The following is a 24,938-nucleotide window of genomic DNA, read 5'->3' as shown; positions in this document are numbered from 1 at the left end:
GACAGGGGTGTGTTACGAGGCGCTGATCCGGAACCGGGTGAAGGCCGCCGCTCCGGCGTGCCCCTGGCCGGCGGGTGCGAGGGCGAACAGGCCGAGCAGGGCGCCGACCCAGCGCCACGGAGTGGCGGCGAACACGGGACCGGACGGCCGGAAGCCGTCGCCCACGTCGGCGGAGAAGCGGCAGCGTGCCCCAGCGCCGATCTCGATCCGCAGCCGGGCCCGGCCCTCCGCGGCGAGCCGGGGGTGGGCGGCGTCGCGTTCGCCCTCCGCCACGGCCTCGGCGAACCGGTGCACCAGGTGGACCGTGCCGTCCGTGCCGCGCTGGAGTCCGATCCAGCCGAACGCGTCCCCGAGCACCGCGAGCCCGGCCCGGGCCCCGGGCTCGTCACTGTCGAGCCGCAGCTCCACTTCGGCGGTGCAGGGTGCGCCAGGCAGCCGCTGGGTCAGCACATGGGGCAGTTTCCGCAGGTCGTGAGCGTCCTGCGAGCGTACGCAGGTCAGCCGCAGTCCGTCCCCGGAGTGCTGGGTGGCCCAGCCGTCGCCCGGGTTGGCCGTCCACTGCCACTGGCGGCCGTACCGTCCGCCGGGGAAGTCGTCGTCGGTGGCGGGCGCGGCGGGCGGCTGCGGCGGCAGGTCGGGCCGGCGGTGTTCGGCGACGGGGGCGCCCTCGTCCCCGAGCACCGGCCACTCGTCCGGGCCCCAGCGCATCGGCTGGAGGTGGACGACCCTGCCGTACGCGCCGCGCTGCTGGAAGTGCAGGAACCAGTCCTCGCCGGACGGGGTGCGCACCCAGCCGCCCTGGTGGGGGCCGTTGACGTCGGTGTCCTTCTGCTCCAGGACGATCCGCTCCTCGTACGGCCCGAAGAAGCCGCGCGAGCGGAAGGCGCCCTGCCAGCCGGTCTCCACGCCGCCGGCGGGGGCGAGGATCCAGAACCAGCCGTCGTGCCGGTAGAGCTTGGGGCCTTCGAGGGTGAACCAGCCGGGTATGCGGTCCCCGTCGACGATCACCTTGCCCTCGTCGAGGAGGCCGGTGCCGTCGGGGCGCATCCGGTGGCCGGTGAGGCGGTTCTTGACGCCGGAGCGGGACTTGGCCCAGGCGTGGACCAGGTAGGCCTCACCGGTGTCCTCGTCCCACAGCGGGCAGGGGTCGATCAGGCCCTTGCCGGCCTTCAGCAGGTGCGGGCGGGTCCAGGGGCCGCGGATCGCCGGGGCGTTGATCTGGAAGATGCCCTGGTCGGGGTCGCCCCAGAAGATCCAGAAGCGTTCGTCGTGATACCTGAGGGACGGGGCCCAGACGCCGCAGTCGTGGCGGGGTGTGGCGAACTCCCCGGCCGGCTCCAGGCGTTCCAGGGCGTGGCCGACCAGGGTCCAGTTGACCAGGTCGCGCGAGTGCAGCAGCGGCAGGCCGGGGGCGCGGCCGAAGCTGGAGGCGGTCAGGTAGAAGTCGTCGCCGACGCGGACGACGTCCGGGTCGGACCAGTCGGCGTCGAGGACCGGGTTGCGGTAGGTCTCGGAGGTCACGGGCTCACCGCCTTGCGGACGAGGGAGGCCGCGGCGTCGCGGTCGAGACGGCCGTCGGCGACAACGGTGACCACCCGGCGCACGACGGTCTCGCCCGGCGGGACCGGCACCCGTTCGTCGGAGGCCAGGGAGGAGCCGACGCCCGGGTACTCCTCGGTGCGTACGAACCACGGGTCGCGGCGGGTCCGTTCGGTGGCGCCGGCGAAGACCAGCGTCCAGGTGGCGCCCCGCAGGGCGAGCCAGTCGGCGGGGTTGCCGTGGACCTTATCCTCGCCGTCGGCGGCGGCCGTGAAGACCTCCGGCGCGGAGGGCTCCTTGCGGGCCCGCCAGAAGAAGCCGCCGTAGGCGGCGCCCGGGCGCCCGTTGGTCGCGGGGCTGCCGATCGACAGCGGCTTCCCGGCCACGTTGGTGAGGGAGAACGTGAGGTCCAGCGCCCAGGCCCGGTCGGTGAGTTCGGTGGCCGCGACCGTCCGGCGTTCGCGCAGCAGCTCACCGCCCGCGCTCACCCAGCGCAGCTCCTCCACGAAGCCGTCCGGGTCGCGCAGCTGGAAGGCGACGTGCCGCTGCGCGCCGTGGTTGTCGAGTTCGGTGGGGCCCTGGTCGCGGACGTAGGTGCGCCCGCCCCAGAAGTTGAACCCCTCGACGTCGGGAACGGCGACACCGACGCCGAGGTGGTGTGCGTGGTCGGCCGGGGCGAGTTCGGTCACGGCCGTGCCGGCCAGGGTGGTGACGGGGTGCAGATAGGGGCGCGGGGAGAGCCGGGCCGGCAGCTCGGGCCGGGTGACGTACCGGCCGACCGGCCGGCCCGCGACGCGCAGGACCGCGGTGTCGTTGCTGGTCATCGGGTGCTCACCTCGTTCGACGGGGGCGTCCAGGGAGCGCCGAGCTCGGAGTAGAGGGAGAGGGTGTCGGCGGCGGCCGCGACGAGTCCGTCGATGCCCGGCACGACCCGGCGGTTCTCGCCGGGGATGCGGTGCCAGGCGGTGTCCGGCAGGGGCGCCGGGTCGGGGGCGGTGCGGATGGCCTCCACGACCTTCATGAAGGCGCCGGTCTCCTCCGGCGGGACGAGCAGGTCCACGCCGGTGGTGAGGTGCTCGACGAGGTTCTCCAGCAGATCGGTGCGGCCGTGCTCGGACTCCTCCGGGCCGTGCCCGGCGCGCTGGAGCAGCACCCGGTCCTGCTTGTACCAGAAGGTGATCCGGCCGCTGCTGCCGTGCACCAGCACGTACGGCTCGTCCGCCTGCTCGGCGCACAGGGTGGCGGCGACGGTGACCGGGTGGCCCTGAGCGGTGGTGATCCGGACGCAGGAGGTGTCGTCGGACTCGATGGCGTTGGCGCGCAGCAGTTCGGTCTCGATGCCGGCGACGTCCTCGGCGCGGGTGCTGCCGCCCAGGGCGAGGGCGGTGGCGACGGCGTGGGCGAGGGGGTTGGTCAGTGCCCCGTCGATCACCTCGACGCCGTTCAGCCGCCGTCTGCCCGCCCAGGGCGCCCGCCGGAAGTAGTGCTCGTCGCGCACCCAGGCACCGGCGCCGCCGATTCCGACGAGCGTGCCGATCGCGCCCTTCTCGATCAGCTCGCGGACGGCCGTCAGGGCGTGCGAGCCCAGCGACTGGAAGCCGATCTGGCAGACGACCCCGGCCGCGGCGACCCCGTCGGCCATCCGGCGGAACTCGGCGTAGGAAGGGGCGGGCGGTTTCTCCAGGAGGAGGTGTACGCCGCGTTCGGCCGCCGTGAGGGCGAGGTCGGTGTGGGTAGGGATCGGGGTGCAGATCACGGCGATCCGCGCGCCGGTGGAGTCCAGCAGGGCGCCGAAGTCGGCGGTCTGCTCGGGCGTGCCGAGGTCGCCGAGCTCCTCCTCGGTCAGTGGCGTCAGCTCGCAGATCCCGACGAGCCGGACGATGCCCTTCTTCTGCAGGCGGCGGATGTTCTCGACGTGCCAGCGGCCGTGGCCCCGGGCACCGGCGAGGACGACGGGCAGGGGCGTGCTCGGGCGATGGCTCAGGGGTTCGCTCATGGAGTCGATCATGCGACCGGTCATGGGATCCTCCCCGCACCCGCGCCGTGGGCCACCGCCCGGTCGGCCTCCCGGGCACCGTCGATCCGCCCGTGCAGGGTGGGCGTCCAGCCGACGTCGGCCGTCAGATCGCGCTCGCTGCCCGAGTTGTAGGCGTTGTGGATGGCGAGCAGGTCGACCGGGAAACCGTTGAAGAGCGTGCCGCTCTGGTGCAGGGCGCTGCCGTTCCAGCTCTTGACCAGGTCGGCGACCTCCACGTGGCCGGGCGCGTGGAAGGCGTTGCTCTGCGCGTACATCCTCGACTCGGTGGAGACGCCGAGGGAGTAGCGGTAGTCGTCGCCGGGGATGTCGTAGCGGTTGTTGTAGAGGTGCACCTGGCCGAAGCGGACACGCGGGGCGCGCTGGACGACGGACTCGAAGGCGTTGTGGTGCAGGGTGACCCGGAGCCTGCCGCGGTCGCCGGTGGCGGTGTCGCCGCTGCCGATGAGCATCGCCTTGTCGTGGCCGGCGAAGCGGCTCCAGGAGACGGTGACGAGATCGGAGCCGTTGGTGATGTCCAGCAGGCCGTCGTGGCGGAGGTAGTTGCGGGCGAAGTGGGTGGGTTCCTTGGCGTCCGGGTGGCCCTTGTCGCTCAGGGTCACGTGGTCCACCCACACATGGGTGGCGCCGGTCAGCCAGATGTTGTCGTAGGCCGTCTTCCAGTCGCCGAGGCCGCCGGTGTTCGGCTGCCAGACGGGGAAGCAGTCGTAGGCGTCGCGCACGTCGAGGTTGCGGATGATCACGTTGTCCGCGTTCCTCACCGTCAGGCTCGCGCCCTTCAGGACGGCCGAGTCGCCGAGGCCGACGATGGTCGTGTTCGAGCCGACCGGCAGCACGATCCGCTCGGCCTGCCGGGCGGCGGAGGCCTGGCGGGCCTCCTCCTGCGGGCCGCTGGGCTTGGCGGAGCCCCAGGTGCGGGGGTCGTAGGCGGCGAGGTACTTCTTCAGGGCGTAGCCGCCGGTGGCGTAGTCGGCGCAGTCCAGCCGGTCGCCGTCGTCGTCGGTGTTGGCGTCGACCGTCCCGGCGATCTTGATGATCTTCGGGGTGTCGCTGCCGCCGTCGAGGGCGCGGACGAGGCCGGACCGGTCGGTGACGGTGAAGACATGGGCGGCGTCGGCGGCGGCACCTCCGGTGGTCCCGGTGCCCTCCGCCGCCCAGCCGTCGTTCGCCGGGAGGGTGTCGCGGCCGATGTCCCGGGCCTCGGCATGCGCGGGCACGCAGAGCACGCCCAACAGGGAACAGGCGACGGTCAGCTGCCGGAGTCTCATCCCTTCACCGCCCCCGCGCTGAACCCGGTGATCAGCCACTTCTGGATGAAGGCGAACACGATCACCACCGGTACGGCCGCGATGATGCCGCCCGCGGCGAGCGCGCCCAGGTCGACGCTGTCCGCGCTCATCAGGGAGTTGAGGCCGACGGGGATCGTCTGCTTGTCCTGGTTGTTCAGGAACATCAGGGCGAACAGGAAGTGGTTCCAGGAGTGGACGAAGGCGAACGAGCCGACGGCGATCAGGCCGGGCCGCAGCAGCGGCAGCACCACGATACGAAAGGCCGTCATACGGTTGCAGCCGTCGACCCAGGCCGCCTCCTCCAGGGAGTACGGCACGTTCTTGATGAAGTTGCTGATGAGGATCATCGACAGCGGCAGCTGGAAGACCGTCTCGGCGAGGATGACGCTGCCGAGCGAGTTGATCATCTGGAGTTCGGCGAAGATCTCGAACAGCGGCACCAGCAGCAGCGCGCCCGGCACGAACTGGGAGCAGAGCAGAGCCAGCATGAACGCCCGCTTGACCTTGAAGTCGAACCGGGCGAGGGCGTAACCCCCGGCCAGCGCGACGAGCGTCGTCATGAGCAGCGTGGCGACGCCGACGAGCACACTGTTGGTGAAGTAGGTGCCGAAGCTGCGGTCCGTCCAGACCTTCTCGAAATGGTCGAAGGTCATCGGCCAGGGCACGAGCGAGGTCGAGCCGGCCGGGCGCAGCGAGAACAGCAGGATCCAGTAGAAGGGGATGAGGGTGAAGATCAGGTAGATGCCCAGGGGCAGGTAGATCTGCCAGCGGGGTGCCTCGTCCCAGGCGCGGTGGCCCTTGGCGGGGCGCGCCGGTTCGGGGGTGGCGCGCACGCGGGCGGGCACGGCCTGGGTGGCTTCCTTGACGCTCACTTGCTCTCGCCTCCGAACTTGCTCAGCCGCAGGTAGACCATCGAGCAGAAGAGCAGGATCACGAACGCCACCGTGGTCAGGGCCGACGCGTAGCCGAAGTTGTGGGCGTCGACGGATGTGTTGGCGATGTACAGCGGCAGCGTGGTCGTCTCGCCCGCGGGTCCGCCGCCGGTCAGGGTGTAGAGCAGGTCGACGTTGTTGAACTCCCAGACCGCGCGCAGCAGCGTGGACAGGATGATGGCGTCCTTCAGGTGCGGCAGCGTGATGTGCCAGAACTGCTTGATGCGGCTGGCGCCGTCGACCTCGGCGGCCTCGTACAGGTCCTTGGAGACGGACTGGAGGTCGGCGAGGATGAGGATCGCGAAGAACGGCACCCCGCGCCACAGGTCGGCCACGACCGCCGCCGGGAACACCGTGGAGGTGTCCGACAGCCAGCTCGTGCCGTAGGAGCCGATGCCCATGTCGGCGAGGTAACGGGTGATGCCCGTCTGGGAGTTGTAGAGCAGCACCCAGATCGCGGAGGTCAGCACGCCGGAGACGGCCCACGGCGAGAAGACCAGGGCGCGTCCCAGGCCCCGGCCCACGAAGGTCTGGTTGACGATCAGGGCGAGCGCGAGGCCGAACAGCAGCTGGAGTCCGACCTCGACGACGACCCACTTGGCGCTGAAGACCAGGGTGTCCCAGAACACGGGGTCCTTGGTGAAGGCGTGGACGAAGTTGTCGAAGCCCGCGTAGCCGTTCCGCCACGGCTTGGTGGGGTTGTAGTTCTGCAGGCTGTAGTAGAAGACGCTGATGACCGGGTAGGCGATGAAGCCCAGCATCAGCAGGGCGGCCGGCGCGATCAGCAAGTACGGGAGCCTGCGCGGCGTGGCGGAGGCCCGGCGCCGCCGGGGTGGCGCGGGCGGTTTCGCCACGGCTGCGGCTTGGGCCATGACAGGGTCTCCGATCTGGGTACGTCTCGGTGCGGGTTGCTCGCGAGGTGCGGGAAGCGCTTTCTCGACGGGTTGCTCGCGAGGTGCGGGAAGCGCTTTCTCGATATGCGGAAGCCGGCCCCGGTTCGCGGTACCGGGGCGCCTCTTGCTGTTGTGCGGCGGGTGCGGGTCCGATGGGGCTTGTCGCGCAGTTCCCCGCGCCCCTAGGTGGGACCGGTCAACCGGCGTAGGGATCTGGGGCCTTGCCGGGCCTTGCCAGGAACTCGAAGTCGCAGCCGGTGTCGGCCTGCGTGATCTGTTCGTTGTAGAGCGCGCCGTAGCCGCGCTCGTAGCGGGTGGGCGGCGGTGTCCACTCCGCCCTGCGCCGCTCCAGTTCCGCGTCGTCGACGTGGAGGTGGAGGCTGCGGGCATCGACGTCGAGGGTGATGCTGTCGCCGGTCCGCACGAGGGCGAGCGGTCCGCCGATGTACGACTCGGGCGCGATGTGCAGGGCGCACGCGCCGTAGCTCGTGCCGCTCATCCGGGCGTCGGAGATCCGGACCATGTCCCGTACGCCCTCCTTCAGCAGGCGGTCGGGGATCGGCAGCATGCCGTACTCGGGCATGCCCGGTCCGCCCTTGGGCCCCGCGTTGCGCAGTACCAGCACGCTGTCGGCGGTGATGTCCAGCCCGGGGTCGTTGATCGTGCGCTGCATGGTCTTGTAGTCGTCGAAGACCACCGCCGGGCCGGTGTGCTTGAGCAGGTGCGGTTCGGCGGCGATGTGCTTGATGACCGCGCCGTCGGGGCAGAGGTTGCCGCGCAGTACGGCGACCCCGCCCTCGGCGGCGACCGGGTTCTCGCGGGTGCGGATGACGTCGTCGTCGTGGACGACGGCGCCCTCGATCTGCTCCCCCAGGGTTCCGTTGACGGTGGGCCGGTCCAGGTGCAGCAGGTCGGTGATCCGCGAGAGGAAGGCGGGCAGACCGCCGGCGAAGTGGAAGTCCTCCATGAGGTACGTCTGTCCGCCGGGCCGGACGTTGGCGAGCACCGGCACCGTGCGGGCGATGCGGTCGAAGTCGTCGAGGGTGAGGTCGACCTGGCAGCGCCCCGCCATCGCGATGAGGTGGATGACGGCATTGGTGGAGCCGCCGAGCCCGAGGACCGTGGTGACGGCGTCCTCGAAGGCCTCACGGGTGAGGATCCGGGACGGCAGAAGCGCGGTCCAGGCGAGCTCCACGGCACGGCGCCCGGAGGCGGCGGCCATCCGCTCGTGCCCGGAGTCGACGGCCGGGATCGAGGAGGCGCCCGGCAGCGTCATGCCGAGGGCCTCCGCCGCCGCGGTCATGGTCGACGCCGTCCCCATGGTCATGCAGTGACCGGGCGACCGGGCCAGCCCGCCTTGCAGCTCCCGCAGTTCGCAGTCGGTCAGGTTCCCCGCGCGGTGCTCGTCCCAGTACTTCCACATGTCGGTGCCGGACCCGAGGGTCTCGGCGCGCCAGTGGCCCGGCAGCATCGGCCCTGCGGGCACGAAGAGGGAGGGTACGTCGGCCGAGGCCGCGCCCATGAGCAGCGCGGGCGTCGACTTGTCGCAGCCGCCGAGCAGCACCGCCGCGTCGACGGGGTACGACCGCAGCAGCTCCTCCGTCTCCATGGAGAGGAGGTTGCGGTAGAGCATCGGGGTCGGCTTCTGGTACGTCTCGGAGAGCGTGGCGACCGGGAACTCCAGCGGGAAGCCGCCCGCCTGCCACACGCCCCGCTTGACCGCCTCGGCCCGCTCGCGCAGGTGGACGTGGCAGGGGTTGATGTCGGACCAGGTGTTCAGGACGGCGATCACCGGGCGGCCCTGGTACTCCTCCGCCTCGTAACCGAGCTGGCGCATCCGGGCGTTGTGCGACCAGGTGCGCAACTGCCCCTCGACGCCGTACCACTGGTGGCTCCTGAGCTCTTCGGGGCGCAGCCTGCCGGTCATATCGACCACCCCGCGGCGATCGCGGCGACCTCGGCCCGCCCGTTCTCCGGCAGCGGCCTGCTCGGCGGGCGGACCTCGCGGCGGCACAGCCCGAGGGAGGCGAGGGCCTCCTTGACGACGGTGACGTTGTCGGCGGAGCCGTTGGCCGCGCGCAGCTCCTCGAAGCGGCGGATCTGCTCCCAGACCTTCATGGCGGCCCGGTAGTCGCCGGAGCGCAGCGCCTCGATCATGTTCAGCGAGACGGCCGGGGCGACGTTCACCAGCCCCGAGGTGAAGCCGGTGGCACCGGCGGAGAAGTAGGAGGGGGCGTACGGCTCGGCGAGCCCCGCCACCCACACGAACCGCTCGAGCCCCGCGTCACGGGCGAACGCGGCGAACCTGGCCGCGTCGGGGACTGCGTACTTCACGCCGATGACGTTGGGGCAGGTGTCGGCGAGTTCGGCGAGGCGGGCGCCGGTGAGCTGCGCGTTGCGGATGTAGGGCACGACGCCCAGCTCGGGCACGGCCTCGGCGACGGCACGGTGGTAGTCGACCCAGCCGGCCTGTGAGACGTACGGGTGGACCGGCTGGTGGACCATCACCATCTGGGCACCGAGCTCCCGGGCGTGCCGGGCGGAGGCGACGGCGGTGGGGATGTCGTGTCCGACGCCGACCAGGACGACGGCCCGCTCGTCGGCTTCGTCGATCGTCAGCTCCGTGACGAGCCGGCGCTCTTCGGGGGTCAGGGCGTAGAACTCGCCGGTGTTGCCGTTCGGGGTGAGGGTCGTGATGCCGCCGTCGAGCAGGCGGCGCAGCAGGGCCCGGTGGGTGTCCTCGGCGACGGAGCCGTCCTCGGCGAACGGGGTCACCGGGATCGCCACCACGTCGGCCAGGGCCGCCCGCTGGGTCTCGAACGCCACGCTGCTCATTCCTGACCTTCCTGTTCCAGTGCTGCCTGGGGGAAAGCACGCTGCACGAAGGACGCGATGTGGGCGTGCAGGGCACGCGCCGCGCCGTCGGCGTCACCGTCGAGCGCGAGCCGCAAAATCTCCCGGTGCTCTCCGGCCTCGCGCTCCCAGGAGGGCGAGGCGGCCCAGGCGACGGCGGAGACCAGGGCGGCCTGGTCGCGGACCTCGTCGAGCATCCGGCCGAGCAGCGGGTTGCCGCACGGCAGGTACAGGGCGCGGTGGAACTCCCGGTTGGCGAGGGAGCGTTCGGCGGTGTCGGTGGCGGCGTCGGCCCGGGTCAGCGCCTCGCGGGCGACGTCCAAGGAGGCGCCGCGCTGCACGGCGCGCCGCAGCGCCTCCGGCTCCAGCAGCAGCCGCACGTCGTAGACCTCGCGCGCCATGTCCGCGTCCACCAGGCGCACGGTGACGCCCTTGTACTGGCTCATCACGACCAGCCCGGTCCCGGCGAGGGTCTTGAGCGCCTCGCGCACCGGGGTCTTCGACACGCCGAACTGCGCGGCGAGTTCGGTCTCGACCAGCGCCTGTCCCGGCGTCAGCTGCCCGGTGAGGATGCGGTGTTTGATCCCCTCCAGCACGTACTGCGTGCGGGAGGGGATCGGCGTGGGCACAGAGGTCATGCGCGCCTCTCGGATCTCGCGTCTCGGTGGATCGCGTATCGGATCTCGCGTATCGCGTCTCATATATGACGTACGAAGTACGACGCGACGACGGTAGGAGGGCGCATGGGCTTCGTCAATGCTTTCGGCGAAGAAACAGCAATCGCTTTCTACGGCTGGGGCGCCCACTCCGGGTCCCGCCCGCTGAGCCCCACGGCCCGGGCCAGCAGGGATGCCTCCGGCCCGACGGGGACGACGGGCCCGAAGATGGCGCCGCGGCCGGGGTCGTCGACGGACGCCGCGAGGAAGTCGTGGCACACCCGGAGCGCGGCCGGGTCGGGGTCGTAGCGCTGACCGGTGGCGCGGGCGAGGTCCCAGCCGTGGACGACCAGTTCGTCGGTGGCGACGAGCCCCGTGACCTCGCCGGGCAGGTCCACGCCTCCGGCCCGGGTCATGCCGGTCCACGCGGCCGGGTCGCGCCAGGCCTCGGCCAGTTCGGCGAGGACCTTGGGCAGTTCCTCGCGCCAGCCGGGCGCGAGGTCGGGGAGCGCGGACTGAGGGCTGGTGTCGGTGGTGACGCCCAGGTCCTTGCGGCCGGCGTCACGGAAGGCGACGGCCAGCCCGGCGAGGTGGCCGAGCAGGTGGCGCACCTCGTACTCGGGGCAGGGGGTCGGGCCGGACAGGTGCTCGTCGGTGACGCCGGCGACCAGCCGCGCCAGCACCTCCGCCTGGGGTCCGAGGTCGAGGGTCGTACCGGTCGTGTCGGTCATGCGGGCTCCTCAGCAGTGTGGTCCTGCGGGGTAGACCGACGCCGGCCGCGGAACTCATCGCCGGCCCGCCCCAGGAGGCCACTTCTAGGGAACCTGCCCGATCCGCTCCCCCAGTCCTTAGCCCCACGATGACCAGGCATGACGACCAAGACGACCTGGCCGCTCGTGCGCGTCCTGCGCGATCGCGACGCAGGCCTCTGCCTGTCCGGCGTGGTGGTCTCCGGCTTCGGCACCTCGGCCCTGTGGCTGGCGTCCGGCGTATGGGTGAAGGACCTCACCGGCTCGGACGGCCTCGCCGCGCTGTGCATGCTGGCCATGTGGCTGCCGACCCTGGCCGGGCCGATGCTGGGCACCCTCGCCGACCGGGGCCGCCGCAAGCCGCTGCTGATCGGCGTGAACATGCTGCTCGGGGCCCTCCTGCTCACCCTGGTGGGCGTCGACGCCCCGGGCGACCTCTGGCTGCTGTACGGGGTGCTGTTCGTGTACGGGGCGGCGGGCGTCGTCCACGACGCGGCCGAGTCGGCGCTGGTCGCGACCGCCGTCGACCGGTCCCTGCTCGGCGACTTCAACGGCCTGCGCATGACCGCCACCGAAAGCATGAAACTCCTGGCCCCGCTGGCGGGCGCGGGCCTGTACGCGGCGTACGGCGGCGCGGGTGTCGCCCTCCTCGACGCGGCGACGTTCGTGCTGGCCGCAGGCCTGTACGCGGCGCTGCGCGGGCGGGAGGACAAGCCCGCACGGCCCCGGGACGGCCACCGGCGGGGGACAGGCGAGGGTGTCCGCCACCTGTGGGCGCACCCGGTGCTGCGCCCGCTGGTCCTGGCGGGCGGCGCCACCATGCTGTGCGCCGGCCTGAACGGCGCGCTGGTCTACGCCGTCGTCGACGGCCTCGGGCACTCCCCCGCGTACGCCGGTGTCCTGTACGCCGTGCAAGGCGCCGGGTCGGTCGCGGCCGGGCTGCTGTCCGGCGCCGCCCTGCGCCGGCTGGGGGCGCGGCGCTTCGGGGCGTACGGCATCGCCCTGCTGGCGCTCGCGGTGGCCCTGCGGGCGGTGCCGTCCGACCCGGTGGCGCTGGTGTGCAGCGCGGCGATCGGCGCGGGGCTGCCCGCCGTGCTGATCGCCGCACTGACCTCCGTGCAGCGCGAGACGCCCGGTGCGCTGCTGGGCCGGGTCACGGCCACCGCCCACACGCTGGTGTACGCGCCGAACGTGGCCGGGCTGGCCGCCGGGGCGGCCCTGGTCGAGCCGGTGGGCCACCGGCCGGTGCTGGTGGCCCTGGGCGCGGCCCTGCTGGTGACGGCTGCGGCGCTGTGCGCTCCCCCGGCCGCGGCCGGAGCGCTGTGCGCTCCCCCGGGCGCGGCCGGAGCCGTCCCACACCATTGATGACCAACCCGCCGCCTCAACGCCCGGCGAGGGCGGAGCGGACCGTGTCCAGGTCGTCGTCGGACGCCAGCCCGGCGTGGTACAGCCGCAGTTCGGTGGCGCCCAGCCGCCGTGCCTCGGCGGCATCGGCGGCGAGGGTGCCGGGGCTGCCGCCCATGCCCGAGACGACGGTGAAGTTGGCGGCGATGACGGCGCCCTCGCGCTCCTGCCGCGCGAACGGCGTGAGGGTGCCGGTGCCGCCCGCGCAGGGGACGACCACGCCGTCCGCGACGGACAGGATGTGCGCCGGGTCGACCCCGGGGTTGGCGCCGACGTGGTACGACACGGGGTCCGCGTGCAGCAGCACCTGGAAACCGTCGGTAGCCGCCGCCCGGACCGCCGCGACGGCCTGTTCCTGGAGTGTGCGGGCGGTTTCGTCGCGGTACGCGCGCGTGGTGTTCGCGAGAGTCTCGCCCAGGAGCTTCTCGATGCCCGCCCAGGCTCCGTCGGAGGGCGCTCCCTGCCACACCGGTTCCAGCGCGGTCCGTACGGCGGCCGCCAGCCGGTCGGCGTCCAGGCCGTGCCGGCCGTAGCCCTCCCGGCAGGACGGGCAGAAGCACAGCGCCATCAGGTACTGCCCGGCGTCCCCGAGGCCGACGCCGCCGGTCTTGTCGTGGGCGTGCAGATGTTGCAGCCCGTACCAGCCGAGGGACTCCAGCTCGGTGCCGCGCGCCCCGGGCCGGACGGCGGCCTCGGCGGCCAGATCGGTCAGGTAGGCACGCGTGGCGGGCTGTGCGATGCAGGGCGCCCAGGGGTAGCGGTCGCCGTAGGCGTTGACGACCGAGGTGTCCGGGTGCTCGGCGCCCAGGCGGGAGTTGTGGGCGAGGACGACCCAGGTGTGCACGTCGAGACCGGCCTCGGTGAGCGCGGCCGCCGCCTCGCCGAAGGCGTCCTCGGGGGCCCAGGCGCCGGCCGCGTAGGGGCGCAGCTCCCGCCCGTTCCAGCGGTCGTCCGCCGGGTACAGCACGGCGGCGTGCTCGGCCGTGACGATGCGGTGGCGCGGGTGGCGGGGCGTGAGGGCGCGCGTGGAGTGGTAAGCGGCGGCCAGGGTCACCTGTTCCACGCCGAGTGCGGCGATCCGCGCGGGCGCCTCCGGGTCCCCGTTGACGTCCCAGGGGTAGACGAATGCCGACGCCTTCACTTGGCCTCCTCCAGCAACGCGTGGCCCCGCTCGATCAGTTCGGCGAGCTGCTTCACATGATCCTCGCTCGGCTCGTGCAGTGGGGGCCGGACCTCCCCGACGTCGAGGCCGCGCAGCCGTACGCCGGCTTTGACCAGGGCGACCGCGTAGCCGCGGCCCCGGTCGCGCAGTTCGACGAAGGGGCGGTAGAAGCCGTCCAGCAGCTTCGCCACGGTGGCATCGTCGCCGGTCCTGAGGGCCTGGTGGAAGGCGAGGGCGATCTCCGGTGCGAAGCAGAACACGGCGGACGAGTAGAGCGTGACCCCGAGGGCGCGGTAGGCGAGCTGCGTCTGCTCGGCGGTCGGCAGGCCGTTGAAGTAGAGGAAGTCCCCCGGGGCCTCGGTGCGGACGGCGCTGACGACGCGCTGCATGAGGTCGAGGTCGCCGAGCCCGTCCTTCAGGCCGATGATCCCGTCCGTGCGGACCAGGGCGACGACCGTCTGCGGGGTGAACACGGCGTTGTCGCGCTGGTAGACGATGACCGGCAGGGCGGTCGCCGCGGCGACTTCGCGGTAGTGCCGCAGCAGCCCTTCCTGCCCGGCGACGACCAGGTAGGGCGGCATGGCGAGCAGCCCGTCCGCCCCGGCGGCCTCGGCGAGGCGGGCGTAGCGCACGGCGAGCGCCGTGCCGTACCCGGCGCCGGCGACGACCGGCACGCGCCCGTCGGCGGCCTCGACGGCGACCCGGACGCAGGCTTCGAACTCCTCGGGCGTGAGCGCGTGGAACTCGCCGGTGCCGCAGCAGGCGAACACGGCGGCGGCTCCGGCCTCCACCCCGCGCCGGACGTGCGTGCGGTAGGTGTCGAGGTCCACGGAGCCGTCGGGCCCGTAGGCGGTGACCGGGAAGAACAGCGGCCCGCTGGGGATGTCGAGTCGTGTGGCGAGAGGGGCTGGCGTCACAAGCTCTCCCGGTTCCATATTCATGATTGACGTCTATATTTCTGAACAACTCCACGCTAAGGCGCCGCCTCGCCGCCGGTCAAGCGCGCACACCCGTGACGCACCTGCGGATTCACCCCCTCCGCGACATACTTGACGGGCCCCGCCCCAGCTCCTTAGCGTGTCCACGCATATGAATGCCGTGCGCTCATGTGCACGCTTGGCGATCAGCACGGCTGGCGATCAAGGAGACCCGAGGATGCCCGCTCCCCGCACCGTCCTGCTCACCGGCGCCGCCGGCGGCCTCGGCACCCTGATGCGGGACCTGCTCCCGGCCTACGGCTACGACCTGCGCCTGCTGGACCTGCGCCCGGTCGAGGGCGAGCCCGACGCGATCACCGCCGACCTGGCCGACCGGGACGCCGTGCGCGAGGCCGTCCGGGGCGTCGACGCGATCCTCCACCTCGCGGGCATCTCCCTGGAAGCGCCCTTCGAGAAGATCCTCAAGGCCAACATTGAGGGCACCTACCACCTCTACGAGGCCGCCCGCGAAGAAGGAGTCGGCAGGATCGTCTTCGCCTCCTCCAACCACGCCGTCGGCTACACCCCGCGCCCCCGGGGCGACGCCCCTCTTGATCCAAGCGTGCTCATCCCCGTCGACACCCCGCGCCGCCCGGACACCTTCTACGGTCTGTCCAAGTGCTTCGGCGAGGACCTCGCGCAGCTCTACTGGGACAGGCACGGCCTGGAGACGGTCTCGGTGCGCATCGGCTCCTGCTTCCCCGAGCCGACCAGCGTGCGCATGCTCTCGGTATGGATGAGCCCCGCCGACGGCGCCCGCCTCTTCCATGCGGCCCTGACCGCCGAGCACGTCGGCCACACCGTCGTTCACGGCTCCTCCGCCAACACCCGGCTGTGGTGGGACCTCACCAGCGCCCGGGCGCTCGGCTACGAGCCGCAGGACGACTCCGAGCCGTACGCCGAGAAGCTCATCGCAGAGCAGGGCGAACTTCAGGACGGCAACGAGGCCCACGCCTACCTGGGCGGCCAGTTCGTGACGGACCCGCCGGTCTGGCCTTACTGACCGGACGGAGGCCGAACCAGGGCGGGCGGGCAGCAAACGGGCCCGCCCGCTCGGGCATTCGGGCACTGTCCGGAAGCAGTCGGGCAGCGCCACCAGGGGGCGCGGGGAACTGCGCGACCAGCCACAACGCACCCGCAGACGGCCACGGCCGCCCCTTGGCGCTGCGCACACCCGCAAGACCGAACGGGCACACACGGGCAGGATCCCGCCCGCAACAGACCTGGCCACCGCGGAACACCCCCTGTAGAACTTCCCCCAAGGCCCGACCGAGGGCCCGAACGGGCAGCACGGCAGGAAGGCGGGTGACGGCCGTGAACAGGACCGCGGAAGAACGCCAGCGCGAGATCGTGCTGGCCGCACGGCGCGCCGGTTCGGTCGACGTCACCGCCCTCGCCACCGAACTGGGCGTCGCCAAGGAAACCGTACGAAGGGACCTGCGCGTCCTGGAGGACCACGGCCTGCTCCGCCGCACCCACGGCGGCGCCTACCCCGTGGAGAGCGCCGGCTTCGAGACGACGCTCGCCTTCCGGGCCACCAGCCACGTCCCCGAGAAACGCCGGGTCGCGGCCGCCGCGGCCGAACTGCTCGGAGACGCCGAGACCGTCTTCGTCGACGAGGGCTACACCCCGCAGCTCATCGCCGAGGCACTCCCGAGGGACCGGCCGCTGACCGTGGTCACCGCGTCCCTGCCGGTCGCGGGCGCCCTCGCCGAGGCCGAGCACGTCTCGGTGCTGCTGCTCGGCGGCCGGGTGCGGCGCGGCACCCTCGCCACCGTCGACCACTGGACGACGAAGATGCTGTCCGGCTTCGTCGTCGACCTGGCGTTCATCGGCGCCAACGGCATCTCCCGCGAACACGGCCTCACCACCCCCGATCCGGCCGTCAGCGAGGTCAAGACACAGGCGATCCGGGCCGCCCGGCGCGTGGTCTTCGCGGGCGTGCACACCAAGTTCGGAGCGGTCAGCTTCTGCCGGTTCGCCGAGGTCGGCACGCTGGAGACGATCGTGACGAGCACCCTGCTGCCGGCCGCCGAGGCCCACCGCTACTCGCTGCTCGGACCGCAGGTCATCCGCGTCTGATCGCCCGTCCGTCGACCTCCCCCAGGGCGCCCGCACGCCCTGCGATGCCCCTTATCTCCCCATACATCCAGGAGCGATCCATGCGAACCCAGAGCCGACGACGGCCACCGCGAGCCCCGCTCGCCCTGGCCGCCGCAGGGACGCTGCTCGCCCCGCTGCTCTCCGGCTGCTGGGTCGGCGCGGGCGGGGCCGGATCCGGCGGCGACGCCATCAACGTCCTGATGGTCAACAACCCGCAGATGGTCGAGCTGCAGAAGCTGACCCGCGCCCACTTCACCGAGGAGACGGGCATCAAGGTCAACTTCACCGTCCTGCCCGAGAACGACGTCCGCGACAAGATCAGCCAGGACTTCGCCAACCAGGCGGGCCAGTACGACGTCGCCACGCTGTCCAACTACGAGATACCGATCTACGCCCGCAACGGCTGGCTGCGCGAGATGAACGGCTATGTCGCGAAGGACCCCTCCTACGACGAGCAGGACGTCCTGAAGCCGATGCGCCAGTCCCTCACCGCGGACGACGGCAAGCTCTACGGCCAGCCCTTCTACGGCGAGTCGTCCTTCCTCATGTACCGCAAGGACGTGTTCGAGAAGAAGCGCCTGACGATGCCCGCGCACCCCACCTGGCAGCAGGTGGCGGACCTCGCCGCGAAGGCGGACGGCGCCGAGCCCGGCATGAAGGGCATCTGCCTGCGCGGCCTGCCCGGCTGGGGTGAGGTGATGGCACCGCTGACGACGGTCGTGAACACCTTCGGCGGCACCTGGTTCGACCAGGACTGGAAGGCGCGGCTCGACTCCCCCGCCTTCGAAAAGGCGACGAAGTTCTATGTCGATCTGGTGCGCGAGCACGGCGAGTCCGGCGCCGCGCAGTCCGGCTTCGCGGAGTGCCTGAACAACATGACCCAGGGCAAGGTCGCCATGTGGTACGACGCCACCTCCGCGGCCGGTTCCCTGGAGGGGGCCGACTCCCCGGTCAAGGGCAAGGTCGGCTACGCCCCCGCCCCGGTCGAGAAGACCGAGTCCTCCGGCTGGCTCTACACCTGGGCCTGGGGCATCCAGAAGGCCTCCCGCAACCCGGACGACGCCTGGAAGTTCGTCTCCTGGGCGTCCGGCAAGGGCTACGAGGAACTGGTCGGCGACGAGGTCGGCTGGTCGAACGTCCCGGCCGGCAAGCGGGCCTCCACGTACGCCAACCCCGACTACCGCAAAGAGGCCGCCGCCTTCCAGGAGATGACCAAGGAGGCCATCGAGAAGGCCCGGCCGAACGACCCCGGCGTACAGCCGCGGCCCGCGCCCGGCATCCAGTTCGTCGGCATCCCCGAGTTCACCGACCTCGGCACCAAGGTCTCCCAGGAGATCAGCGCGGCCATCGCCGGACGCCAGTCCGTCGAGTCGGCCCTGAAGAAGGCCCAGGCGCTCGCCGAGAAGATCTCCGAGGAGTACGAGGGACGATGACCGCCACGACCACGGCCCCCGTGGCCGCACCCCGGACGGGCACCCCGGCCCGCCGCCCCTCCGCCCGGCTGCGCGCCTGGGCCACCCGGGCCCCGCTGCTGCCCGCCCTGATCTTCATGATCGTCGTCACCCAGCTGCCCTTCGTGGCCACGCTGGTGATCTCCTTCTTCGACTGGAACAGCCTCTACCCGGACGCCCGGCACTTCACCGGCCTGGACAACTACCAGGAGGTCCTCACCGACCCGGACCTGCGCCACTCGGTGTGGACGACCGTGCTGCTGACGGTGGCCGTGGTGCTGGCCAGCCTGGTGCTGGGACTGGTCCTCGCCCTGCTGCTGGACCGGCGGTTCCGTGGCCGGGGCATCGTACGGACGCTGCTGATCGCACCGTTCCTGGTGGTGCCGGTCGCGGCGGCCCTGCTCTGGAAGCATGTGCTCTACAACCCTGAATACGGCCTGCTCAACGGGTTGTTGCACTATGTGGGCGGGCCACAGCCCGACTGGATCTCCAGCACCCCGCTGCTCGCCGTCGAGGCGTCCCTCGTCTGGCAGTGGACGCCGTTCATGATGCTGATCCTGCTCGCCGGCCTGCAGAGCCGCGACCACGAGCAGATCGAGGCGGCCCGGGTCGACGGCGCGAGCGACTGGCAGATCTTCGTCCACCTGACGCTCCCGCACCTGCGCCGCTACCTCGAACTGGGCGCCCTGCTGGGCTCGATCTACATCGTCCAGAACTTCGACGCGGTCTTCACGATCACCTCCGGCGGCCTCGGCACCGCCAACCTCCCCTACACCGTCTACCAGAGCTTCTACCAGGCCCACGAGAACGGCCTCGCCTCGGCCGCGGGTGTCCTGGTGGTCATCGGCTCGATCGTCATCGCGACCTTCGCCCTGCGCGTGGTGTCGTCCCTGTTCCGCGAGGAGGTGTCCCGCGCATGAGCACGACCGCACTGCGTGCCCGCCGTGCCCGTGGCAAGGGGGCGGGCCTCGGCCTGCTGGCCTGGCTGCTCGGCATCGCGTTCTTCCTGCCCATCGCATGGATGGCGCTGACGTCCTTCCACTCGGAGACGGACGCGGCGACCAACCCGCCGTCCTTCGCGGCCGCCCTGACCCTGGACGGCTACCGCGAGTTCTTCGGCGCGGGCGGCGGCGCGAGCCCCTGGCCGGCCCTGATCAACTCCACGGTCGCCTCCGTGGCGTCGACCCTCCTCGTCCTCCTGCTGGCCTTCCCGGCGGCCTACGCGCTCTCCATCAACCGCGTCCGCAAGTGGACGGACGTCCTGTTCTTCTTCCTCTCCACGAAGATGCTGCCGGTCGTGGCGGGCCTGCTGCCGATCTACCTCTTCGCCAACAACGCCGGGATGCTCGACAACATCTGGCTGCTGGTCATCCTCTACACCTCCATGAACCTGCCGATCGCGGTGTGGATGATGCAGTCCTTCCTCGCCGAGATCCCGGTCGCGGTGATCGAGGCGGCCCGGGTGGACGGAGCACGGCTGCCCACGGTCCTCGCGCGCGTGGTCGCCCCCATCGCACTCCCCGGTATCGCCGCCACGGCGCTGATCTGCTTCATCTTCAGCTGGAACGAGCTGCTGTTCGCCCGGGTGCTCACGGGTGTGGTCGCCGAGACCGCCCCCGTCTTCCTGACCGGCTTCATCACCAGCCAGGGCCTGTTCCTGGCGAAGGTGTGCGCCGCGTCGCTCGTGATCTCCCTGCCGGTGCTCGCCGCGGGGTTCGCCGCCCAGGACAAGCTGGTCCAGGGCCTGTCGTTGGGAGCCGTGAAATGAAGGCCGCCGTCATCGAGTCCGTGGGCAAGGCCGTCGTCGCCGAGGTCCCCGACCCGACGCCCGGCCCGCGCGAGGTCGTGGTCGAGGTCGCGGCCTGCGGCCTGTGCGGCACCGATCTCCACATCCTCCAGGGCGAGTTCGCCCCGAAGCTGCCGATCGTGCCCGGGCACGAGTTCGCGGGCGAGGTGGTCGGAGTCGGCACCCGGGTCACGGAAGTGGCGGTGGGCGACCGGGTCGCCGTCGACCCGTCCCTCTACTGCTACGAGTGCCGCTACTGCCGTACCGGCCACAACAACCTCTGCGAACGCTGGGCGGCGATCGGCGTGACCACGGCCGGAGGCGCGGCACAGTACGCCGTCGCCCCGGTGGCGAACTGCGTGAAGCTCCCCGGCCACGTCCGCACCGAGGACGCGGCGCTCGTCGAGCCCCTCTCCTGCGCGGTGCGCGGCTACGACGTGCTCCGGTCCCGCCTCGGCGCGCACGTGCTGATCTACGGCTCCGGCACCATGGGCCTGATGATGCTGGAGCTGGCCAAGCGCACGGGCGCCGCGAGCGTGGACGTCGTCGACGTGAACCCGGTCCGCCTGGAGACGGCCCGCCGCCTCGGCGTCTCGGCGGCTGCGGCGAACCCGGACGAACTGGGCCGCCCCCAGGGCTGGGACCTGGTCGTGGACGCCACGGGCAACGCGGCGGCGATCCAGGACGGCCTGGACCGAGTGGCGAAAGCGGGCACGTTCCTGCAGTTCGGCGTGGCCGACTACGCGACGCGCGTGACGATCGACCCGTACCGCATCTACAACCAGGAGATCACCATCACGGGCTCGATGGCGGTGCTGCACAGCTTCGAGCGGGCAGCGGAGCTGTTCGCGAACGGCGTCCTCGACCCGGACGTCTTCATCAGCGACCGCATCCCGCTGGAGAGGTACCCCCAGGCGCTGGAGCAGTTCGCGGCGGGCGTCGGCCGCAAGATCGTCGTCGTGCCGTAGGGAAGGGACCACCGTGGGCGGGGGCGGGCGAAATTCGCTGGGACGCCCGCTCCCCTCCTCGTACCCTCACGGCATGCCGAGACCCCATGGATTCACCTACGAGCAGCACGCGGGCGGCACCGTCCGCATCAGCCACCACGGCCGCCCCGCCACCACCCTGACCGGCCCCCGGGCCGGCCGGTTCCTCGCCGAGGTCGAGTCCTCCGACCCGCAGCTCGTCATGGCCCGCTGGACCGGCAACTACAAGCGGGGCAACGAACGCACCGCCCGCGACCACCCCCGCAATCGCCGGTGAGGCCCCCGCGATCGCCGCCCACCCGATTGGCCGCAGGGTAAGGGAACGGCAAAACCGCCTCGCTCGTTCACCCGGCATGACAGCTATGACCCCCGGCTCGAACATCCCCCTGTCCGCCGCCCGCGTGACGGTGGACGTCGCCGCCCCGGTGCGGCTCGACGTATCGGGCCTGCTGCTCACCGCCGACGGCAAGGTGCGCTCCGACGACGACTTCATCTTCTACAACCAGCCGTCGGGCCCCGGCGTGACGTACCGCTCGGGCGGCGGCAGCGCGCCCGACGCGATCGTGGTCGACACGGCGGCCCTGCCCCCGGGCATCGAGAAGATCGTCGTCACGGCGAGCCCGGACGCCGCGGGCCAGACCTTCCAGGGCATCGAGCCGACGGCCACCATCCGCAACGCGGATGACGGCTCCGTCCTCGCCTCGTTCACACCGCCGCAGCTCGGCAGCGAGACGGCCCTGGTCATCGTGGAGGTCTACCATCGAAACGGCCAGTGGAAGGCCAGGGCCGTCGGCCAGGGATACGCCAACGGCCTCGCGGGCATCGCCACGGACTTCGGTGTCACGGTGGAGGAGCCGGCCGCCGCCGCCCCGCCCCAGCCGGTGACCCCGCCGCCGGCCCCGGTGCAGCCGCCGGCCCCGCCCGTGACCGCCCCCGCCGCACCCCCGGCCGCCCCGGCCACGCCTCCGCCGCCCGCGCCCGGCGCCGGGAAGATCAACCTCGACAAGGGCCGCGTCAGCCTCCAGAAGAACCAGACGGTCTCCCTGATCAAGGGCGGCCGCCCCCTGCTCTCCCAGGTCAGGATGGGTCTCGGCTGGGAGCCCGCGTACCGCGGCAAGGACATCGACCTGGACGCCTCGGTCATCGCCTACGGGCCGCAGCGCAACCACATCGACAGCTGCTACTTCGGCAAGCTCCAGATCGTGGGCGGCGCCATCCGCCACTCCGGCGACAACCTCACGGGCGAGGGCGGCGGCGACGACGAGACCATCATGGTCGACCTCGGCCGCCTGCCCCAGGAGGTCACCGGCCTGGTCTTCACGGTCAACTCCTTCTCCGGCCAGAAGTTCACCGAGGTCGCCAAGGCCTACTGCCGCCTCCTGGACGGCACCACCGGCGAGGAGCTGGTCCGTTTCGACCTCACCAGCGCCGAGCCGCAGACCGGCGTGATGATGGCCAAGCTGATCCGCCAGTTCTCCGGCGAGTGGGAGATGACGGCCCTGGGCGACTTCGTGAAGTCCCGCACGGTGAGGGGAATGGTGAAGCCCGCGGCACAGGCCCTGTAACCCGCCGAACCGGCCTCCGGGACGCCCCCTCATCCCAGGGGGCGTCCGGCTCACCGGATCAACGGCGCCCCGCCCCCAGCCCCTCCATCAGAAGCGTCAGATACCGCCGGATGTGCCGGCCCTCCCCGTCCGCCAGTTCCGACGCCGTCGCCACCCCGTGCGCCAGCCGCAGCACGTCGACGGGCTCGACGTCCCGCCGCAGCGTGCCCTCCTCCTGCGCCGCCCGCACCAGCCGCCCCGCCGCGGCCTTGACCGAGTCGCCGCAGGCCGTGCTCACGAGAGCGCCGGAGTCCGTGACGGCCGGTCCCAGCAGCGCCTTCAGTCCCCGCATCCGGATCATCCCGGCACCCAGTTCGTACAGCCACTCTCCCAGCGCCTCAGCCGGAGGAAGTTCGGCCGCGAGCGCGTCGGCCCGGTCCGCGATCGCCTCGACGCGGTCCAGGTACGCGGCCTCCAGCAGCGCCTGCCGGGTCGGGAAGTGCCGGTACAGCGTGCCGGAGCCGACCCCGGCCCGCTTGGCGATGTCGTCGAGCGACGCGCCTTCCCCGTGCTCGGCGAAGGCCTCGACGGCGACCGTCAGCAGCCGCTCGTAGTTGCGCCGGGCGTCCGCCCGCATGGGCCTGGCCTGCACCATGCGACCACTCCTCACCGACCGGGACGTAGGGGCTCCTCTTCTCCGCACCCTACCGAGAGGCCGGACCGGGGACCGGCCCTCAACGACTGCATCAAGCACGGCGGATCTGCCGGGCTGCCGGAACGTCAGGCGGAGTCGCGCACCACGAGTTCGGGAGTCACCCACGCGTCGGCGCCCCGCAGCGGCTCCTCGCCCGCGCGCAGCCGGGCCACCTGCTCCACGGCCAGCCGTCCCAGCTGCCGCTTGTCGATGTGCAGGGTGGTCAGGGCGGGTTCGACGAGCTCGCCCAGGGAGAGACCGTCGAAGCCGAGCACGGCCAGGTCGCCCGGAACGCTCCGGCCACGCCGACGGGCGGTGCGCATCGCCCCGACCGCGATCAGGTCGTTGAAGCCGAAGACCGCGGTGACGTCGGGCCGCTGGGCCAGCAGCCGCTCCATGCCGGCCTCCCCACCGGTCACGCTGTGCTCGGGGCACATAACGACCCAGTCCTCGTCGACCGGCAGTCCGAGCTGCCGCGCCTGCTCCACGAAGGCCTGCCGACGCGGGCCGGGACCGTGCACGCCGTCCAGCATGCCGATCCTGCGATGCCCGGCGCGGAACAGGTGGTTCATGCCCTGCTCGACCCCGGTGGCGGCGTCGATGCCCACGGCCGCGAACCGGGTCTGCTGCGGCCCGCGCTCCAGCAGCACCAGCGGTACGCCGCCGATGTGCCGGGTGAGCACGTCGTCCGGGTCCTTGAAGTAACCCACGACGGCGTCCGCCTGGTGGGAGAGCACGTCGAGCGCCTCCCGCTCCCTGGCCTCGTCGATTCTGGAGTCCCATACGACGACCTGCCAGCCCCGCTGCTCGGCCGCCTCCAGCACCCCGGCGGCCACCTCGGGGAAGAACGGGTTGCGCAGGTCCGGGATGACCAGGCCGGCCGTCACCGCGCCCTTCTGGACGAGGCCGCGCGCGAACCGGCTCGGCCGGTAGTCCAGGAGCCGCGCCGCCTCCAGGACCCGCTCCTTGGTGCCGGGGTCGATCTCACCCTTGTCGTTGACCGCCCGGGAGACCGTCTGGCGGGACACCCCGGCCAGGCGGGCGACGTCGTGGATCGTGGCCCGGCGCCGCACACCGTCGGGCCGCTCAGCACTCGGCTCCGCACGCTGATTGTCCGTCCACACGTCCAGCACTGTATCCGCCGCGGGAGCCCACACGGCAGGGGCAGCCGGACGATCACCCTCCGGCCCGCAGCCGCCGTACGACGCAAGGGGCCGTGTCGGGGGGTGTCCGCCCGCAGCGGTTGGCGTCAACGAACAGTCAGTCGGCGTGAGACCCCATCGCGCCCTTCCGAGGACGGACACCCCCCGGCGCGGCCCCGACCCACCACCCGGCGAGGCAAAGGCGCACACACGGCCGCGGCCGGCCGATCACCCCGACCGGCACCCACCACCCCCGTCAGTCGCCGAGCTCCGTGAACAGCGTCAGCTGAAGCGCACCGGGTGCTTCAAGCCGCGAGTTCAGGGAGTTCCAGGGCGTGCGGGTCGGCTCGGCGACGACCTCGGCTCCCGCGGCGGCCAGTTTCGCCGTCGCGGCGACGGAGTCGTCCACCTGGAAGGCGACCCTGATGTGCCCGGCCACCCGTCGCCCCACCTCGACCTCGTCGATGAACGCGGCGTGGTTCGGGTCGGTCAGCTCCAGGGTGGCCCGCCCGGCGTCGAGGATCGTGACCCGCCCGTTCTCCGAGGCGAACGCGCCCTGCTCGGTCAGCCCGAGCACGTCCCGGTAGAAGTGCAGCGCGGCGTCGTAGTCCTCGGCGGTCACGACCAAACGGAGTTCGCGAACGGCCGGCTCGTCGGACATGGGGGCTCCTCCAGTACGTCGGGTAACGGCGACAACCCGACGGCCCCCCGGGTGATTCCCGTATACAGCCGACCTGACGGCC

24 protein-coding genes are annotated in these 24,938 nt (G+C 72.0%); 9 read left to right on the top strand and 15 right to left on the bottom strand.

The window, feature by feature from the left end:
* Nucleotides 1–12: 12 nt before the first annotated feature.
* From OO68_RS24130 to OO68_RS24085, 10 genes are all read right to left on the bottom strand, one after another.
* Nucleotides 13–1,521, bottom strand: a complete 1,509-nt coding sequence (locus tag OO68_RS24130) for a glycoside hydrolase family 43 protein (RefSeq protein ID WP_033310848.1) — start codon at nucleotides 1,519–1,521, stop codon at nucleotides 13–15.
* The gene (locus OO68_RS24125; protein WP_033310846.1) at nucleotides 1,518–2,363 is read right to left on the bottom strand and encodes a DUF6807 domain-containing protein; all 846 of its coding nucleotides are present in this window, start codon (nucleotides 2,361–2,363) and stop codon (nucleotides 1,518–1,520) included. Before OO68_RS24125 ends, OO68_RS24130 begins: the two co-directional genes overlap by 4 nt.
* Entirely contained in the window at nucleotides 2,360–3,559 is a 1,200-nt protein-coding gene (locus tag OO68_RS24120) for a Gfo/Idh/MocA family protein (RefSeq protein WP_209442611.1), read from the bottom strand. Before OO68_RS24120 ends, OO68_RS24125 begins: the two co-directional genes overlap by 4 nt.
* Nucleotides 3,556–4,842 carry a pectate lyase family protein gene (locus OO68_RS24115; protein ID WP_033310844.1) on the bottom strand — a complete coding sequence of 429 codons (1,287 nt, stop codon included), beginning with the start codon at nucleotides 4,840–4,842 and terminating at the stop codon, nucleotides 3,556–3,558. The genes OO68_RS24120 and OO68_RS24115 overlap by 4 nt, the downstream gene beginning before the upstream one ends.
* Nucleotides 4,839–5,735: a carbohydrate ABC transporter permease gene (locus OO68_RS24110; protein ID WP_033310842.1), complete on the bottom strand. Its 897-nt coding sequence runs from the start codon at nucleotides 5,733–5,735 to the stop codon at nucleotides 4,839–4,841. The genes OO68_RS24115 and OO68_RS24110 overlap by 4 nt, the downstream gene beginning before the upstream one ends.
* Complete coding sequence (locus tag OO68_RS24105) at nucleotides 5,732–6,667, bottom strand: carbohydrate ABC transporter permease (RefSeq protein ID WP_033310841.1); 936 nt, start codon at nucleotides 6,665–6,667, stop codon at nucleotides 5,732–5,734. The genes OO68_RS24110 and OO68_RS24105 overlap by 4 nt, the downstream gene beginning before the upstream one ends.
* A 217-nt stretch (nucleotides 6,668–6,884) precedes the next feature.
* Nucleotides 6,885–8,615: an L-arabinonate dehydratase gene (araD, locus tag OO68_RS24100; RefSeq protein WP_033310839.1), complete on the bottom strand. Its 1,731-nt coding sequence runs from the start codon at nucleotides 8,613–8,615 to the stop codon at nucleotides 6,885–6,887.
* Nucleotides 8,612–9,523, bottom strand: a complete 912-nt coding sequence (locus tag OO68_RS24095; RefSeq protein ID WP_033310837.1) for a dihydrodipicolinate synthase family protein — start codon at nucleotides 9,521–9,523, stop codon at nucleotides 8,612–8,614. Before OO68_RS24095 ends, araD begins: the two co-directional genes overlap by 4 nt.
* Entirely contained in the window at nucleotides 9,520–10,179 is a 660-nt protein-coding gene (locus tag OO68_RS24090; protein ID WP_033310835.1) for a GntR family transcriptional regulator, read from the bottom strand. Before OO68_RS24090 ends, OO68_RS24095 begins: the two co-directional genes overlap by 4 nt.
* Nucleotides 10,180–10,328: 149 nt before the next feature.
* The gene (locus tag OO68_RS24085; RefSeq protein WP_033310833.1) at nucleotides 10,329–10,928 is read right to left on the bottom strand and encodes a TIGR03086 family metal-binding protein; all 600 of its coding nucleotides are present in this window, start codon (nucleotides 10,926–10,928) and stop codon (nucleotides 10,329–10,331) included.
* A gap of 138 nt (nucleotides 10,929–11,066) precedes the next feature.
* On the opposite strand from OO68_RS24085, the gene OO68_RS24080 reads away from it, so the two are divergent.
* Nucleotides 11,067–12,311: an MFS transporter gene (locus OO68_RS24080; protein ID WP_051814786.1), complete on the top strand. Its 1,245-nt coding sequence runs from the start codon at nucleotides 11,067–11,069 to the stop codon at nucleotides 12,309–12,311.
* Nucleotides 12,312–12,327: 16 nt separating this feature from the next.
* Here the strand turns inward: OO68_RS24080 and OO68_RS24075 are convergent, their stop codons facing one another.
* A complete protein-coding gene (locus tag OO68_RS24075) occupies nucleotides 12,328–13,491 on the bottom strand; it encodes a hypothetical protein (RefSeq protein WP_033310831.1) in 1,164 nt (387 codons plus the stop codon).
* Nucleotides 13,488–14,429, bottom strand: a complete 942-nt coding sequence (locus OO68_RS24070; protein ID WP_033310829.1) for a 5-dehydro-4-deoxyglucarate dehydratase — start codon at nucleotides 14,427–14,429, stop codon at nucleotides 13,488–13,490. Before OO68_RS24070 ends, OO68_RS24075 begins: the two co-directional genes overlap by 4 nt.
* A gap of 238 nt (nucleotides 14,430–14,667) precedes the next feature.
* On the opposite strand from OO68_RS24070, the gene OO68_RS24065 reads away from it, so the two are divergent.
* The 8 genes from OO68_RS24065 to OO68_RS24030 all read left to right on the top strand — a co-directional run bounded on the left by OO68_RS24065 (nucleotide 14,668) and on the right by OO68_RS24030 (nucleotide 22,380).
* Complete coding sequence (locus tag OO68_RS24065) at nucleotides 14,668–15,492, top strand: NAD-dependent epimerase/dehydratase family protein (protein ID WP_033310828.1); 825 nt, start codon at nucleotides 14,668–14,670, stop codon at nucleotides 15,490–15,492.
* A gap of 311 nt (nucleotides 15,493–15,803) precedes the next feature.
* Nucleotides 15,804–16,571: a DeoR/GlpR family DNA-binding transcription regulator gene (locus tag OO68_RS24060; RefSeq protein WP_033311023.1), complete on the top strand. Its 768-nt coding sequence runs from the start codon at nucleotides 15,804–15,806 to the stop codon at nucleotides 16,569–16,571.
* Nucleotides 16,572–16,651: 80 nt separating this feature from the next.
* Nucleotides 16,652–18,025, top strand: a complete 1,374-nt coding sequence (locus OO68_RS24055; protein WP_033310826.1) for an ABC transporter substrate-binding protein — start codon at nucleotides 16,652–16,654, stop codon at nucleotides 18,023–18,025.
* A complete protein-coding gene (locus OO68_RS24050) occupies nucleotides 18,022–18,963 on the top strand; it encodes a carbohydrate ABC transporter permease (RefSeq protein ID WP_033310825.1) in 942 nt (313 codons plus the stop codon). The genes OO68_RS24055 and OO68_RS24050 overlap by 4 nt, the downstream gene beginning before the upstream one ends.
* The gene (locus tag OO68_RS24045; protein WP_033310824.1) at nucleotides 18,960–19,811 is read left to right on the top strand and encodes a carbohydrate ABC transporter permease; all 852 of its coding nucleotides are present in this window, start codon (nucleotides 18,960–18,962) and stop codon (nucleotides 19,809–19,811) included. Before OO68_RS24050 ends, OO68_RS24045 begins: the two co-directional genes overlap by 4 nt.
* Entirely contained in the window at nucleotides 19,808–20,797 is a 990-nt protein-coding gene (locus tag OO68_RS24040; protein WP_033310823.1) for a zinc-dependent alcohol dehydrogenase family protein, read from the top strand. The genes OO68_RS24045 and OO68_RS24040 overlap by 4 nt, the downstream gene beginning before the upstream one ends.
* Before the next feature lie 73 nt (nucleotides 20,798–20,870).
* Nucleotides 20,871–21,092, top strand: coding sequence for a hypothetical protein (locus OO68_RS24035; RefSeq protein WP_033310822.1), 222 nt, complete (start codon nucleotides 20,871–20,873; stop codon nucleotides 21,090–21,092).
* A gap of 85 nt (nucleotides 21,093–21,177) precedes the next feature.
* A complete protein-coding gene (locus tag OO68_RS24030; RefSeq protein WP_106974398.1) occupies nucleotides 21,178–22,380 on the top strand; it encodes a TerD family protein in 1,203 nt (400 codons plus the stop codon).
* Between the two features lie 58 nt (nucleotides 22,381–22,438).
* Here the strand turns inward: OO68_RS24030 and OO68_RS24025 are convergent, their stop codons facing one another.
* The 3 genes from OO68_RS24025 to OO68_RS24015 form a co-directional block, all read right to left on the bottom strand.
* The gene (locus tag OO68_RS24025; RefSeq protein WP_033310820.1) at nucleotides 22,439–23,014 is read right to left on the bottom strand and encodes a TetR/AcrR family transcriptional regulator; all 576 of its coding nucleotides are present in this window, start codon (nucleotides 23,012–23,014) and stop codon (nucleotides 22,439–22,441) included.
* 125 nt (nucleotides 23,015–23,139) lie between these two features.
* Nucleotides 23,140–24,177: a LacI family DNA-binding transcriptional regulator gene (locus OO68_RS24020; protein ID WP_078625435.1), complete on the bottom strand. Its 1,038-nt coding sequence runs from the start codon at nucleotides 24,175–24,177 to the stop codon at nucleotides 23,140–23,142.
* 274 nt (nucleotides 24,178–24,451) lie between these two features.
* Entirely contained in the window at nucleotides 24,452–24,856 is a 405-nt protein-coding gene (locus OO68_RS24015) for a VOC family protein (protein WP_033310819.1), read from the bottom strand.
* Nucleotides 24,857–24,938 lie beyond the last annotated feature (82 nt).

The sequence above is a fragment of the Streptomyces iakyrus genome, assembly GCF_000717055.1.
Taxonomy (GTDB): Bacteria; Actinomycetota; Actinomycetes; order Streptomycetales; family Streptomycetaceae; genus Streptomyces; species Streptomyces iakyrus.
The sequence above is the reverse complement of the archived record's forward strand: the minus strand, read 5'-3'. Positions and strand labels throughout refer to the sequence as shown.